Consider the following 13814-nt stretch of genomic DNA (forward strand, 5'->3'; position numbering starts at 1 on the left):
ATGCGCGGGGAAAAGAAAAACCCGCCAAAAGGCGGGTTTGTTCTTCTTGCCGGAATGGTGGGCGTAGCAAGGATTGAACTTGCGACCCCCGCGATGTCAACACGGTGCTCTACCACTGAGCTATACGCCCGCACCATTCGGCCCGCCGGTCTCCCGGCAGGCGCGCCAGATAGCGTCCCCGCATGCACTGTGCAAGAGGTATCGCAGAGCATCACACACGATGGCTATGGGCGGGCCCCTTTTTCACTGGCGGGCCGTTGTGCCTGACGGGATGACCGGTTTTGACATGAGCAGACTTTGACACGAACAGATGACACCGCCAGCCTGACTGGGATGGAGCGACCGCACGATTCGCAAGGCTGGAGCGCGGAGGCTCTCCACAAGGACGGGGCGCCGATTCCCGGAGGGGACAGCCGGGCCTGGTCGCTCGCTTTGCCCGATCCTTCGCCGATCCCGGTCCTGATCGCCGTGCCCCATGCCGGGCGCGATTATCCCGCCAGTCTGGTCGATCGGCTGCGGCATCCCGCGCGTTCCGCTCTGAAGCTGGAAGACCGCTACGTGGATCGGGTGGGCGAGACTATCGCGCGCGAAACGGGTGCCGCCCTGCTGGTCGCCCATGCCCCGCGCGCCATGATCGATCTGAACCGCGCCGTGGACGAAATGGATTGGGACATGGTCTGCGGCGTCCGTCCGGCCTCGGCCCCGCCGGTGCAGGGGCGCCGCGCGCGCAGCGGCCTCGGTCTGGTGCCGCGGCGCCTGTCGGGCATCGGGGAATTGTGGAAGCGCCGGCTGGAGCCGGCCGAACTCGAAGCGCGAATCGCTTGCGTGCATGAGCCGTATCACCAGGCCTTGTCGGACGCTCTTGGGGCGATCCGCAAGCGCTGGGGCGCAGCGCTGCTGATCGATCTGCATTCGATGCCCCCGCTCGGCAGTCGGCGCGGACCGCAAGCCGCACCCGAATTCGTGTTCGGGGATCGTTTCGGAGCGTCGTGCGACGGATTGCTCTGCGCTACCGCATTCGATCATCTCGGGGCGCATGGGCGGCGCGTGGCGCACAACCGGCCCTACGCCGGCGGGTACGTGCTGGAACGCCACGCCGCTCCCGGCCGCAACATCCACGCCTTCCAGATGGAAGTGTGCCGCGCAGCCTATCTGGACGATGCCCTGAGCGAGCCTGGACCCGGCTTTGCGTCGGTCGTGCGCGTGCTGGGCGGGCTGGTCCGGCGGCTGGCGGGGGAAGTGGCGGCGCTGGGGCGGGGAACCGCCCAGGCAGCCGAGTAGGTCGCACGCAGCGGGCAAGAAAAAACCACCTCGTGCTGAGCACGAGGTGGCCAAGGTTCAGGGAGGAGGTGCAAGGGGATGCACCTATCCAGCCGGGCCATGAGGGGAGCGCCGACCGGACACTTCCTAGATAATTGGCCCGCCGGAATGTTCAAGGCCATCCCGGCGGTAAAAAACTATTCGCTGGCGGGAACTTCGGTGGCGACTTCGCCCTGCGTCGCCGTTGCCGAGGGGCCCTTGCCCTGCTGGTTCTGCTTGCCGAAGATCGTGCTCATCAATTCCAGAGAGTAGAGATGCGCGAACAGCAGCGGCAGCAGGCCGTTCTGGTTCCAGCTGCGCAGCTGGTCTCCGCGCAGTTCGCGCAGCTTTTCCTGATTGACGATCTGGAACCCGCGATAGACGAACGGCTGGCCCGGGTTGGAGTTGCGCTGGATCGACACCTCGCCTTCCATGAACAGCCCGTGCTTCTTCAGTTCGTCAACGAACTGCTGGGTGCGCGCGCCGGCTTCTTCGAAGCGCTGGCAGAATTCGAGCAGCTCCTTGGTATTCTGCGTCGGCTCGGTGCCCTCGAACAGCGGGGTGCCGTCCTCGAATTCCCCGACCAGACCGCTCTTGGGATCGAAGCACAGCGACATGTCGTCGGAATCGGTCCGCAGCTTCGCCAGCAGGAAGGGATAGCGGCGGATGTAGGCCGGGACATAGAAGTCCTCCAGCGCCTTGCCTTCATCGTCGAAGAACACGTTCACGCCGTCGTTGAGGCCGAACAGCGCCAGCGGAACCGGGTTTTCGCCCGAGGAAAAGACGATCGGGAAATTGCGCTGCGCCGGGATGAACTCGTCGACGGTCAGCGGGATTGCATTCTGCTTCGCTGCCCAGGGAGCGCGATCGGTCGCGCGGGCGCGCCACGCGGCATGGTCCCGGCTGTTGAGCGGCAGCAGGTCTTGGTAGAACAGGGGCAGGCTGGCTTGCGGCGCGCTGGCCATCGGGAACTCTCCGCTTGTCTGGCGCGGATCGCCCCGCGCGGTGGAAGCGGGGGCTTTAGGTTGTCCCCGGTTCAGGCGCAAGCGGCACCAGTTTGCCCGGATTGAGCAGCCCCTGGGGATCGAGCGCGTGCTTGATGCCACGCATCATCGACAGCGCCACCGGATCGCCCAGCCGGGCCAGTTCGTCCCGCTTCATCTGCCCGATCCCGTGCTCCGCGCTGATCGATCCGCCCCACTTCGTCACCAGATCGTGCACGAAAGCGCTGATTCGCTTCCCGTCGTTCTCCTCCCATCCGCTCCGCTCCGCACCGGTGGGGGCGAGCACGTGGAAATGTACGTTCCCGTCGCCCAGGTGACCGAAGGCGACCGCCGTGGTCCCGGGGAAGGCCCGCTCCACCTCGGCCGAGGCAGCGTCGACAAAATCCGCCATCTTCGCCACCGGCACGGCAATGTCGTGCTGCATTGCCGGCCCGATCGCCCGTTCTGCCGGAGAGATCTCCTCCCGCAAGGCCCAGAACTGTTCGGCCTGCGTCTCATTCGCGGCGATCGTCGCGTCCTCCACCAGGCCGGCCTCGAAGCCGTCCTCCAGCAACTCTTGCGCAAGATCGGGCAGGGTGTCGGCCTGTGACTGGTCGGCCCCAAGCTCGATCAGCGCGTGCCAAGCATGTTTTCCCTGCAGCGGAGAGCGCGAGCCGGGCGTGTGTGCGAGCACGGCGTCGAGGCTGTGCGCGGGCAGGACCTCAAACCCCTCCAGCGCCTCGCCCGCCAATGCCTCGGCTCGTACAAGCAGCTTGCGGGCATCGGTGATCGATCCAAGCCCGGCCCACAGCACCTCGCGCCGGGCCAGCGCAGGCATTAGCCGCAACGTTGCCCCGGTCACGATCCCCAGCGTTCCTTCCGAGCCGAGGAGCACCTGCTTCAGGTCGAATCCGCGGTTGTCCTTCTTGAGCGGAGTAAGGGTGTCAAAGACGCTGCCGTCGGCAAGGACAGCCTCGATCCCCAGCACCTGCTCCCGCATCGATCCATGACGCAGCACCTGCGTGCCCCCGGCGTTGGTCGAAATCAGGCCGCCGATCGTGGCCGATCCTTTTCCGCCCAGCGTCAGCGGGAAACGAAGCCCCTGTTTTTCAGCCGCCTCGTGCAGGGTCTGGAGGATCACTCCGGCCTCGCAGGTTGCCTGCCGCGCTTCCGGATCGATCCGGCGGATTGCATTCATCCGGCGCAGCGAAAGAAGCAGGGCGGTGCCGCTTGCGTCCGGCGTCGCTCCCCCGGACATGCCGCTGTTGCCGCCCTGCGGTACGATCGGCACGCCGGCGCGGGCGCAGAGCTTGACCAGCGCGGAGACTTCCTCGGTCGACGCGGGGGAGGCGAGCGCGAGGGCCCGCCCGGTATAGCGTCCGCGCCAGTCGGTCAGCCACGGGTCCATCAGTTCGGGGTCGGTCGTCAGCCCGCGATCGCCAAGGATCGCAGCGGCGGCTTCAAGGAAGTGTTGCGTTTCCGTCATGATCGGCAGGTTTCGCACGATCCGCAGCCAAGTGCCAGCCGGCGGGAGTTGCTTCGGTAGAAGAAGGAGTTAAGCCGGTATTCAAGCGCTCAGGACAAGGAGGGTCGTCGATAGAGCCGCACCCGCGCGGCCTGGCGGACAAAAACGATCCAGATGAACACGCTTGCCACTCTGATCCTTCCGCTTGCCCTGCTGGCGCCGCAGATCGCGGGCAGCCTGCCTGTGTTCGGCGGGCTGGAGACTGGTGCCGAGGCGGGCCGCGCCGCGCCCCAGCCCAAGCCGCCCGCGCCTCTCGGCTTGCAGTCGTTCGGCCCGTCCTCTTTCCTGCAGGATGCGCATCGCACGCCCGCCCAGAATCAGGTCCGCATCGAACGCAGGGTAACCATCCGGATTTCCCCCGCGCGCCCCACCACGCAGGAGCAGATGATGGCTCAGGCCGCGCAGGCTCAAGCCCAGGCTCAGGCTCCCGTCCAGATCGTCGAGCGTGAGCTGGACGGCTGCATCCCGGTTCAGGCGATTGCAGGCGTGCAGCCGGGGCAGCAGAATCGTCTCCTGCTTTTCATGCACGATACCCGCGTTCTCAGCGCTGCGCTTGAACGGGCCTGCACACCGCGGGACTTCTATCAGGGTTTCTACATCGACCGGACCGCTGACGGCATGCTTTGCCCCCGGCGCGACCGGCTGCAATCCCGGGCGGGAGCCAGTTGCGAGGTCACCAGGTTGAGCCGGTTGACCGTGTCGCGCGATTGATCGCCGGACTCATCCGGGGCGAGATTTCTTGACTTTTGGCGTATCTGGTGCATAGGCGCCGAAGTGCGGCGGGGCGCTGCTCGCCAACGCGACAGGCGCTGCCCTTCGCTTGGTTCGCGTATGGGATATAGCCACGCCTATGAATTTCGCCGATCTCGGCCTTTCTGACGAGTTGCTGCAGGCAGTCAAAGCTGCCGGGTACGATGAGCCCACGCCGATTCAGGCGCAGGCGATCCCGCAAGTGCAAATGATGAAGGACGTGATCGCGGTCGCGCAGACCGGCACGGGCAAGACGGCCAGCTTCGTGCTGCCGATGATCGACATCCTGCATCAAGGGCGCCGCCGCGCGCGGATGCCGCGCTCCCTGATCCTTGAGCCTACGCGCGAACTGGCAATGCAGGTTGCCGAAAACTTCGAAAAGTACGGCAAGAACCACGATCTCAATCTCGCGCTGCTGATCGGCGGCGTTCAGATGGGCGATCAGCTCAAGGCTCTGGACGAAGGGGCCGACGTTCTCATCGCCACGCCGGGACGGCTGATGGACTTGTTCGAACGCGGCAAGATCCTGCTGACCGGCTGCGACCTGCTGGTGATCGACGAGGCCGACCGGATGCTCGACATGGGATTCATTCCCGACATCGAGTTCATCTGCACCAAGCTTCCGGCAAACCGGCAGACGCTGCTGTTCTCGGCAACGATGCCTGCGCCGATCAAGAAGCTTGCCGACAAGTTCCTGACCAATCCCAAATACATCGAGGTCGCCCGTCCGGCGACCGCGAACATCAACATCGCGCAGCACAAGGTCACCGTCAGCCCCCGCAAGAAGCGGGAACTGCTGGAATATCTTCTGCGGGCCGAAGATGTGCAGACGGCGATGATCTTCGCCAACCGCAAGACGACCGTCCGCGATCTGGCGAAAAGCCTGAGCCGCGACGGTTTCTCGGTAGGCGAGATTCATGGCGACATGGACCAGTCCAACCGGATGGCCGAGCTGGACCGCTTCCGTAAGGGCGAAATCAACATCCTGGTCGCTTCCGACGTCGCGGCCCGCGGGCTGGACGTCAAGGGCGTGTCCCACGTGTTCAACTACGACACGCCATGGCACCCGGACGATTACGTTCACCGGATCGGCCGCACCGGCCGCGCCGGAGCGAAGGGTCGCGCCTTTACCTTCGTCACGCCTGAAGACGAAGAGCCGATCGCCAACATCGAAAAGCTGACCGGACTTAAGATTCCGGTCTACGAAGTTGATCCAAAGCGCGAAGAAACCGCTTCCCCGGAACGCAAGCGGAGCCGGGATAAAGATCGGGATCGGGAGCCACAGGACGAAACACCTGGGCGCGCTCGCGAACCCGAGCCGCAGGACGAAACGCCCGCGCGCGCTCGTAAACCGGAGCCGCAGGACGAGAAGCGCGAGGAAAAGCGCGAATCGAAAAAAAGCCCCAGGTCCGAACCGCGCCGCAGGCGCGATCCGGAACCGGAGCCGGAAACCGGAGGAGCCTGGAATGGCCCCGTCCCGGAATTCCTCATGGTGTCAGCGCTTTAAGCTAAACTCTTAAAGGTCTTTCGCGTTGCTGCCGCCCTTGCGGCCGGTCCTGTCACGCGCATCGCTGTGGTTCGGATCGCGCGATTCTTCCTTCTGCAGCTCCATGTTGGGACTGCTGCTGCCGCGGTTTTCCTTGCGGGCCTGAGCGTTGCCGGTTTCACTGGACATATGTTCTCTCCTTTGCAGAAAGAACGGACGGGGCAGGGGAGGTTTCCGGGAAAGCCTCTCCGTCTGCCCCTGAAATCAGTCTCTTAGTCGCCGGGCGTGACGAAACTGTCGATCACGCGTTTGCGTCCTGCTTGTTCGAACTCGATTTCCAGCCGGTTGCCTTCCTGGCCCATCACGACCCCATAGCCGAACTTCTGATGGAACACGCGCGCGCCAATTGCGATGTCGGTGCGCGGCTTGGCGGCGAAGCTTGCTGCGCTGCGTCCTGATTCCGCTATCCGCTTGGGCGCCGCATCGTATCCGGTCGTCAGCGCTCGCTGCCAGCCGGGACCGCGGGTGGTCGTGCGGGAAGGCTGATTGCGGGCGACATGGGCGAACGGGTCCTCATTCTCCGACCAATTGGCGCGCCACAAAGAAGCGCCGCCCGTCATCGTGGTCTCGGCCGCGACATGGTCTTCCGGCAGTTCCCCGATGAAGCGGGAGGGCAGCGAGCTGTTCCACTGTCCATAAATCCGCCGGTTGGCTGCGTGAAGGATGGTGCAGCGCCGCCGTGCGCGAGTAATCGCCACATAGGCCAGCCGCCGCTCCTCCTCCAAGGAAGCGAGGCCGCCTTCATCCAGCGCGCGCTGGGAAGGAAACACGCCTTCCTCCCACCCCGGCAGGAAGACATGGTCGAATTCCAGCCCCTTGGCCGCGTGGATGGTCATGATCGTGACCTTCTGCTCATCATCGGCCGCGTCGTTGTCCATCACCAGACTGACGTGTTCCAGGAAGTTCCCGAGGGATTCGTATTCCTCCATCGCACGGCCGAGTTCCGACAAGTTCTCCAGCCGCCCGGCCGCTTCGGCGGACCGCTCCGCCTGCAGCATGGCGGTGTAGCCGGTTTCCTCCAGCACGGTGCGCAGCAGTTCCGACGGGGTGACGGTCGGCTCCATCTCACGCCAGCGCACGAAGCTCTCCATCAGGCGAGCGATCGTCCCGCGAGCGCGGGGCGGCAGCTCGTCCGTGTCGGCCAGCTGGAGTGCGGATGCGGCCAGCGGAATGTTCTGCTGCCGCGCATGCGAATGCATCCGCTCCAGCGCCTTCGCGCCAAGCCCGCGCTTGGGCTGGTTGTGTATCCGCTCGAACGCCAGGTCGTCGCTCGGCTGCATGATGACGCGCAAATAGGCCAGCGCGTCGCGGATCTCGGCCCGTTCATAGAAACGAAAACCGCCGATTATCTTGTAGTTGAGGCCGATTTGTATGAAGCGGTCTTCGAATTCCCGGGTCTGGTACTGCGCCCGCACGAGGATCGCCACCTGATCCAGCGCGGCGCCCTCCCGCTCCAGTCGCTCGATTTCCTCCCCCATCCGGCGCGCTTCCTCCGGGCCGTCCCAGACGCCGATCACGCGCACGCGTTCGCCGGCGTTCAGCTCGGTCCACAAGGTCTTTCCCAGCCGTTCGCTGTTGGCGGCGATGAGGCCGGACGCCGCGCCCAGGATCTGCGGAGTTGAGCGATAGTTCTGCTCAAGCCGGATTACCTTGGCGCCGGGAAAATCCTTCTCGAACCGGAGGATGTTGGCCACTTCCGCGCCGCGCCAGGAATAGATCGACTGGTCGTCATCCCCCACAACGCAGATGTTCTTGCGCTGCTGGGCCAGTAGCCGCAGCCAGAGGTACTGGACCGCGTTGGTGTCCTGATACTCGTCCACCATCACGTACTTGAAGCGCTGCTGGTACGTTTCGAGAATTTCACGGTGCTGGCGGAAAATGTTGAGCATGTGCAGCAGCAGGTCGCCGAAGTCGCAGGCATTCAGCGCCTTCAGCCGGTCCTGGTATAACCGGTACATCTGCTGGCCGCGCCCATTGGCGTAAGCCTCGTTTTCCAGCGCATCGAGATCGTCCGGGTTGATCCCGCGATTCTTCCACCGGTCGATCAGCCCGGCCAGCTGGCGTGCGGGCCAGCGCTTCTCATCCAGCCCGTTGTTGACGATCAGCTGCTTCAGCACGCGCAGCTGGTCGTCGGTGTCGATGATCGTGTAGTTCGATTGCAGGCCCACCAGTTCGGCGTGGCGGCGGAGCATCCTGGCGCAAATCGAATGGAAGGTGCCCAGCCACGGCATCCCTTCCACGGCGTCGCCGATCAAGTGGCCAACGCGCTCCCGCATCTCGCGCGCGGCCTTGTTGGTGAAGGTGACGCACAGGATCTCGCTCGGCCAGGCGCGGCGGGACCGGATCAGATAGGCAAGGCGAGCGGTCAAAGCCGCGGTCTTCCCCGTTCCCGCGCCCGCCAGCATTAGCACCGGGCCTTCCGCGGTCAGCACTGCTTCACGCTGCGGCGGGTTCAGTCGCTGCAGCCAGTCGGGGGCTGCCTGGTCGTGCGGGAGAAGGGCAGAAGGTTCGCTCACGTTCGGTGAGCTAGGGTACGGAAAGGGAACACGCAAGGCTCCCGTCCGCATCTGCGCGCGCAGGAAAACCGGAACTACCCTGTTGACTCGCCGTTGACGTGATGAGGCTCAACCAAGCGAAAGGAAGAAGCCATGAAACTCGTTTATGGAATTGTCGCCGCTGCTGGACTGGCTGCCTTGGGTATGCCGGCCGCTGCACAAGTCAACGAACCGGCTCCGCAGTACAAGGTGCAGCCGCAAGTCGAAGTTGTTAACAAGAACAACCGCGGGCGGGCAACCGCAGTTCGGATCAACGGAACCGTGTATCAGGTTTGCATGACGGACAATCAGGACAGCTGCATCCAGCCGCGCGCTGCAGGCCTTGGGTTTGGTGAGCGTCCGCTCGGCTACTACCCGAAGGCTCGCACGTAAAACGTAGCCGGTGAGGTCTGACAACTGGCCCGGCGGCCCCCGCTTCTAGGCGGGGCTCGCCGGCCAGCGCAACAGCGTGATCTTGGCTTTGCCGACGCGGCGCTCGGATTCGATTTCGAGCGCCTTTACGCGTACGTCCTCGTCCGCTGCCGTCTCCAGGGCGACCCACGTCGCCTCGCCGATCCAGCCGAGCCGTGCCAGCCGGTCGAGCGCGACCGCGCCCGCGCCCGAACCATAAGGCGGATCGAGCAGCAGAAGATCATGCGGCACCTTGGCGGGTCCTGCCGCCATGACCGACGCAGCATGCACGGTGCAGCGCCGCTGCGCCCCGAGCATCGCGATATTGGCCCGCAGGGCCTGGATCGCGCGCGGATCCTGCTCCACGAACACACAGCTGCCGGCTCCCCGGGAAAGAGCTTCGAGGCCCAGAGCGCCCGATCCGGCGAACAAGTCGGCCACGCTCAGACCGTCCAGGTCGCCGATGCGGCTCACCAGCATCGAGAACAGCGTTTCCCGCGTGCGGTCACTGGTCGGTCGGGTCTGCTCCCCCTCAGGCGTGCGGATTTGCCGCCGCTTCCATTCCCCTGCGATGATCCGCAGCATTCAGCGTCCCTTTCCAAGTTGTTTGCGGAACCGCTCCACGTCGCCTTGCGGCACTTCCTGTGCGGCCCCGCGCGGCAAGTCTGCCAGCGGGAACGGGCCATAGGCCGTGCGCAGCAGGCGCGAGACCTTGAGGCCGAGATGCTCCAGCACGCGGCGGACCTCGCGGTTCTTGCCTTCGGTCAGCGTCAGTTCGATCCACTGGTTGCGCCCGGTGCGCCGCTCCAGGTTGGCGTCGATCCGCCCGTAGTGCACCCCTTCGATCGTCACCCCCTCGATCAGGTCCTCCAGCTGCGTCTGGCTGATATCTCCGAAGGTGCGCGCCCGGTAGGTCCGCGGAATGCCGCTGGATGGCAGTTCCATCGCCCGCTTCATTTCCCCGTCGTTGGTCAGCAGCAGCAGGCCTTCCGTATTGAGGTCCAGCCTTCCGACCGGCATCAGGCGGGGCGTGCCGTGGGGCAAGGCGTTGCGCAGCGCCGTGTAGATGGTGGGGCGGTCCTTGGGATCCCGCTCGGCGGTGATCAGGCCGGACGGCTTGTGGAACCGGAACAGGCGCGGCGCTTCGGGCCGGGCGACTGGCTTTCCGTCCACGGTTACACCGGCAAGGTCGCGCAGGATCGTTGCCGGGGTGTCGATCGCCTGGCCGTTCAACGCGACACGCCTGTCGGCGATCATCCGTTCCACTTCCCGCCGGCTCGCCACCCCGGCGCGTGAGAGCAGCTTGGCGATGCGTTCGCCTTCGGGTCGGTCAGGTCGGTTCATGCCGGCGGCATAGCCGCGAACGTCCGCGGGCGAAAGCCCGGCGGCATGGCCAGTGCGCGCGCACGACGGCGGTGTGCGTCAGGCGATTTCTTTCCGGTGAGGATGCGGGGCCCGTCTTGGATCGTCGTCCCGCTCGGGCACGTACTCGCGCCAGCCGGCTGGATCGCGCACCATCGCGACTCGGCAACGATCACATGAGGTCCGGAAATCGACTTGATCGTTCCACACGCGGTGGCGATTTACCCGATGTCCCAAATAGCGACAAATCAACGACTTGAACATAGCGGCAGGCCCCCCCTACGCTGATGTATCCCGATACCATGCAAAGGTTGCGGCAGCAGCGGCCTTCCCATGGTCGCCCGCTTCGCTAAGGTCCTTATATGCAGCAAGAGAACCCGGAACAATGACGCAAGCGACAGCACCGCAGAAACCCGGCTGGCGCGGGCTGCTTCGCGCGTTGGGCCAGCGCAAGACCGGCTTCATGCTGATCTTCGGGTTCGCTTCCGGCCTGCCGTATTCGCTGCTGCTGGGGACGCTCTATGCCTGGCTGACCGAAGCGGAAGTCGATCTGGAAACGATGGGCGTGTTCTCGCTGATCGGGCTCGCCTACGCGTTCAAGTTCCTGTGGTCGCCCGCCCTTGACCGGGTGGACCTGCCCTTCCTGCGGCGGCTCGGGAAACGCAAGCAGTGGATCGTCCCGGCGCAGGTCCTGCTCGGCGCGATCCTGCTGCTGCTGTCGCTCCTGAACCCGGCGACATCGCTGGGCCTGTTCTCGCTGCTTGCCGGAATTGGCGCGTTCGCCAGCGCCACGCAGGACGTGGTGATCGACGCCTGGCGCGTCGACGTCGCGGATGAGAAAGCAACGATCGACATCCTGTCGACGGTTTACCAGATGGGTTTCCGCATTGCCGCGCTAGCCGGCGGGGCGCTCGCGCTGATCATGGCCGCGCGAATCGGCTGGCCGCAAGTCTTCATGCTGATGGGCGCGCTTCTGCTGGCTGTGGGATTTGCCGGGATGTTCGCCCCCGACGCGAAAACGGCGGCGCCTACCGCCGAACAGAAGGATGAGCTGCTGGAACTGCGCCGCCCCGGCCAAATCAGCCCTCAAATTCGTAAGTGGGCGCTGATCGCGGTCGGAGTGCTGTGGGGCTGGTCCCTTGCGGTGGTGGGCGTGTTCATGGTCCGCTCCCTCTCCAACGATCCGGGCATGCGGCCCGATTCCACGACCTTCATTGCAACGTACGGGCCGCTGATCGTGCTGGCGACGGTGATCCTTCCCGCGTTCATCGCCGCCTGGCTGGTCCAGCTGAAGCGCAAGGGCCAGCATGTCCTGACCGAACATGCCCCGGCAGAGGGGCTGGGCGCCCATGCGATGGATCACCTCTACCGCGCGCTGATCCTGCCGCTGACCGAGTTCGTCGGCCGCATCGGCTGGGCGCTGGTGCTCGTGTTCGCGCTCGTGCTGACGTACCGCATCACGGACTCGATCTGGGGCACGTTCGCCTATCCGTTCTACCTCGGGGAACTGAACTACACCAACGACGAGGTGGCGGTTGCCTCCAAGTTCTTCGGCGTCGGCGCGATCGTACTCGGGCTGGCTCTGGGCGGATACCTGCTCACCACCATCGGCCGGATGGCAACCCTGACGCTGGGCGCGGTGCTCGCTGCGGCGACCAACCTGCTGTACGCGGATCTCGCACTCGGCGGGGAGAACATGGCGATGGTGAGCGACCTCATCGGGTTCACCTGGCTGATCGAGCAATTCGGCGGAGACCAGCGCCTGGCCAAGCTGATGGTCACGATCGCCGCGGAGAACCTGTCCACCGGCATCGCGGGCGCGGCCTACATCGCGTGGCTGTCGTCCATCGTCAGCAAGGGATACAGCGCGGTGCAGTACGCGCTGCTGTCCTCGCTCACGCTGCTGGTCGGCACGCTCGGCCGTGGTGCGCTGGGCGAGATGATCGAGCAGCAGGGCTACTTCTACGTCTTCCTGCTGACGACGGCGATGGGCGCGGTCGCGGTGGTGCTGTGCCTGGCCGAATGGTACCGCGTCAGCCGGGTCGCGCCGGCAACCGACCTGAGGCAAAGCTCCGCGGTGGGTTAGCCCGGCGGGCTAATCCGGTACTTCCCCGTTCGCGATCAGCACGTTCCCGGCAAGGTACAGCGATCCGGCAATCAGGATCCTGCGCCCGTCCGAGGGCACCATCCGCAGCGCTTCGGCCACGCTGGCCGCGCTCGCTGCATCGGGCCCAAAGGCGCTGGGCAGGTGATGCTCGCTGCCTTCGACGGGCACGGCGGTAACGCTGGCGAGACGATCTTTCAGCGGACCGATGAGCGCCGCAGGGTCCTTGTTCGCCAGCATCCCGATGATCAGGTGCACCGCCTCGTCCTGGAAATGCCGAGCGATAGCCTGCCCCGCATCCGGGTTGTGTCCCCCATCCAGCCACACTTCGCGCCCTGGCGCCAGGCTCGTCAGCGGACCATCGCCAAGCTGTTGCAGCCGCGCGGGCCAGCGGGCGCTGCGGATGCCTTCCGCCATCGACGCGGCCGAAACGGTGACGAAGTCCTGGTGCCGCAGCATCGCGATGGCCAGCGCCGCGTTGTCGCCCTGGTGCGCGCCGGGAAGCGCGGGGAGGGGCAGGGTCAGCCGCCCGTGACGGTCACGGTACTCGATCGTCGACCCGACCTCGGCCCACCAGTCCTGATCGCGCATGTGCAGCGGAGCGCCGGCGAGCCCGGCCATCCGCTCGATCTCCAGCACGGCTTCCTGCGGATACGTCTGCGTGATCAGCGGGCGTCCGGGCCGGACAATCCCTGCCTTCTCGAACGCGATCCGCGCCAGCGGGCGTTCCGGTGTGCCTTCCTCCGGCCGCAGCAGGAAAGCCTCATGGTCGATGCCAAGGGTAGCGATCCCGCAAGCGGCGGGCTGCTCCAGCACATTGGTGGCATCGAAGCGCCCGCCAAGCCCGACCTCGATCACGCAGACATCCGCCGGGACCCGCGCAAAAGCCAGGAACATGGCGGCCGACGTGACTTCGAAGAAACTCGGCCCCAGATCCTCGCTGACGTCGAGAACCTCCTTCAGCAAGTCCCCGAGCATCTGATCCGAGATCAGGCGTCCGGCCAGCCGGATTCGTTCGTTGTAGCGGACAAGGTGCGGCTTGGTCGCGGTGTGAACGCGCAAGCCCTCGACTTCAAGGATTGCGCGCAGGTACGCGCAGGTCGATCCCTTGCCGTTGGTCCCAGCGACGTGGAACACGGGCGGAATGGCCCGCTGCGGGTTGCCGAGCCGGTCCAGTATGGCGCGGATCGTCTCCAGCCCCAGCCGCCCTTGCGGCAGCGACAGCGCAGCCAGCCGGTCCAGCTGCGCCTGGACCGCCGGATCATCGGAACTGGCGAAGTCTTTCACCGGGCCCGGCTTG

At 65.4% G+C, this 13814-nt stretch carries 12 protein-coding genes and 1 tRNA gene; 5 read left to right on the top strand and 8 right to left on the bottom strand.

The features are described from left to right. Positions 1-55: 55 nt before the first annotated feature. A tRNA-Val gene (locus ELY13_RS04510) sits at positions 56-130 on the bottom strand. 203 nt (positions 131-333) lie between these two features. On the opposite strand from ELY13_RS04510, the gene ELY13_RS04515 reads away from it, so the two are divergent. Beyond that, positions 334-1281 carry an N-formylglutamate amidohydrolase gene (locus ELY13_RS04515; RefSeq protein WP_126172703.1) on the top strand — a complete coding sequence of 316 codons (948 nt, stop codon included), beginning with the start codon at positions 334-336 and terminating at the stop codon, positions 1279-1281. A gap of 176 nt (positions 1282-1457) precedes the next feature. Here ELY13_RS04515 and ELY13_RS04520 read toward each other — a convergent pair whose 3' ends face one another. Together ELY13_RS04520 and ELY13_RS04525 are read right to left on the bottom strand one after the other, a co-directional pair. After that, positions 1458-2264, bottom strand: coding sequence for a SapC family protein (locus ELY13_RS04520; RefSeq protein ID WP_126172704.1), 807 nt, complete (start codon positions 2262-2264; stop codon positions 1458-1460). 55 nt (positions 2265-2319) lie between these two features. Further along, on the bottom strand, positions 2320-3768 hold the full coding sequence (locus ELY13_RS04525) for an FAD-binding oxidoreductase (protein WP_126172705.1): 1449 nt from the start codon (positions 3766-3768) through the stop codon (positions 2320-2322). Between the two features lie 153 nt (positions 3769-3921). On the opposite strand from ELY13_RS04525, the gene ELY13_RS04530 reads away from it, so the two are divergent. Together ELY13_RS04530 and ELY13_RS04535 are read left to right on the top strand one after the other, a co-directional pair. Then, a complete protein-coding gene (locus ELY13_RS04530) occupies positions 3922-4518 on the top strand; it encodes a hypothetical protein (RefSeq protein WP_126172706.1) in 597 nt (198 codons plus the stop codon). A 139-nt stretch (positions 4519-4657) separates the two neighbouring features. After that, positions 4658-6064 (top strand): DEAD/DEAH box helicase, encoded by a 1407-nt coding sequence (locus tag ELY13_RS04535; RefSeq protein WP_126172707.1) that lies wholly within the window; start codon positions 4658-4660, stop codon positions 6062-6064. Positions 6065-6073: 9 nt separating this feature from the next. Here ELY13_RS04535 and ELY13_RS14945 read toward each other — a convergent pair whose 3' ends face one another. Then, a complete protein-coding gene (locus ELY13_RS14945) occupies positions 6074-6232 on the bottom strand; it encodes a hypothetical protein (protein ID WP_164549696.1) in 159 nt (52 codons plus the stop codon). 83 nt (positions 6233-6315) lie between these two features. Next, on the bottom strand, positions 6316-8670 hold the full coding sequence (locus ELY13_RS04540; RefSeq protein ID WP_126172708.1) for an ATP-dependent helicase: 2355 nt from the start codon (positions 8668-8670) through the stop codon (positions 6316-6318). 81 nt (positions 8671-8751) lie between these two features. On the opposite strand from ELY13_RS04540, the gene ELY13_RS04545 reads away from it, so the two are divergent. After that, positions 8752-9030, top strand: coding sequence for a hypothetical protein (locus ELY13_RS04545; protein WP_126172709.1), 279 nt, complete (start codon positions 8752-8754; stop codon positions 9028-9030). A gap of 45 nt (positions 9031-9075) precedes the next feature. On the opposite strand, the gene rsmD is transcribed toward ELY13_RS04545, so the two are convergent. Further along, entirely contained in the window at positions 9076-9630 is a 555-nt protein-coding gene (gene rsmD / locus ELY13_RS04550; protein ID WP_126172889.1) for a 16S rRNA (guanine(966)-N(2))-methyltransferase RsmD, read from the bottom strand. Between the two features lie 3 nt (positions 9631-9633). Then, positions 9634-10392 carry a pseudouridine synthase gene (locus ELY13_RS04555; RefSeq protein ID WP_126172710.1) on the bottom strand — a complete coding sequence of 253 codons (759 nt, stop codon included), beginning with the start codon at positions 10390-10392 and terminating at the stop codon, positions 9634-9636. Between the two features lie 403 nt (positions 10393-10795). Here ELY13_RS04555 and ELY13_RS04560 point away from each other — a divergent pair, with 403 nt between their 5' ends. Next, the gene (locus tag ELY13_RS04560; protein WP_126172711.1) at positions 10796-12496 is read left to right on the top strand and encodes an AmpG family muropeptide MFS transporter; all 1701 of its coding nucleotides are present in this window, start codon (positions 10796-10798) and stop codon (positions 12494-12496) included. Between the two features lie 9 nt (positions 12497-12505). On the opposite strand, the gene ELY13_RS04565 is transcribed toward ELY13_RS04560, so the two are convergent. Further along, positions 12506-13801 (bottom strand): bifunctional folylpolyglutamate synthase/dihydrofolate synthase, encoded by a 1296-nt coding sequence (locus tag ELY13_RS04565; RefSeq protein WP_126172712.1) that lies wholly within the window; start codon positions 13799-13801, stop codon positions 12506-12508. Between the last annotated feature and the right edge of the window lie 13 nt (positions 13802-13814).

Origin of the sequence: Altericroceibacterium xinjiangense (genome assembly GCF_003958635.1) — a bacterium.
GTDB classification, from domain to species: Bacteria; Pseudomonadota; Alphaproteobacteria; order Sphingomonadales; family Sphingomonadaceae; genus Altericroceibacterium_A; species Altericroceibacterium_A xinjiangense.

Excerpts from the sequence above, each read along its gene's own strand:
- ELY13_RS04515 (WP_126172703.1), top strand. The coding sequence starts at position 334 with ATGGAGCGACCGCACGATTCGCAAGGCTGGAGCGCGGAGGCTCTCCAC.
- ELY13_RS04520 (WP_126172704.1), bottom strand. The coding sequence starts at position 2,264 with ATGGCCAGCGCGCCGCAAGCCAGCCTGCCCCTGTTCTACCAAGACCTG.
- ELY13_RS04525 (WP_126172705.1), bottom strand. The coding sequence starts at position 3,768 with ATGACGGAAACGCAACACTTCCTTGAAGCCGCCGCTGCGATCCTTGGC.
- ELY13_RS04530 (WP_126172706.1), top strand. The coding sequence starts at position 3,922 with ATGAACACGCTTGCCACTCTGATCCTTCCGCTTGCCCTGCTGGCGCCG.
- ELY13_RS04535 (WP_126172707.1), top strand. The coding sequence starts at position 4,658 with ATGAATTTCGCCGATCTCGGCCTTTCTGACGAGTTGCTGCAGGCAGTC.
- ELY13_RS14945 (WP_164549696.1), bottom strand. The coding sequence starts at position 6,232 with ATGTCCAGTGAAACCGGCAACGCTCAGGCCCGCAAGGAAAACCGCGGC.
- ELY13_RS04540 (WP_126172708.1), bottom strand. The coding sequence starts at position 8,670 with ATGCGGACGGGAGCCTTGCGTGTTCCCTTTCCGTACCCTAGCTCACCG.
- ELY13_RS04545 (WP_126172709.1), top strand. The coding sequence starts at position 8,752 with ATGAAACTCGTTTATGGAATTGTCGCCGCTGCTGGACTGGCTGCCTTG.
- ELY13_RS04555 (WP_126172710.1), bottom strand. The coding sequence starts at position 10,392 with ATGAACCGACCTGACCGACCCGAAGGCGAACGCATCGCCAAGCTGCTC.
- ELY13_RS04560 (WP_126172711.1), top strand. The coding sequence starts at position 10,796 with ATGACGCAAGCGACAGCACCGCAGAAACCCGGCTGGCGCGGGCTGCTT.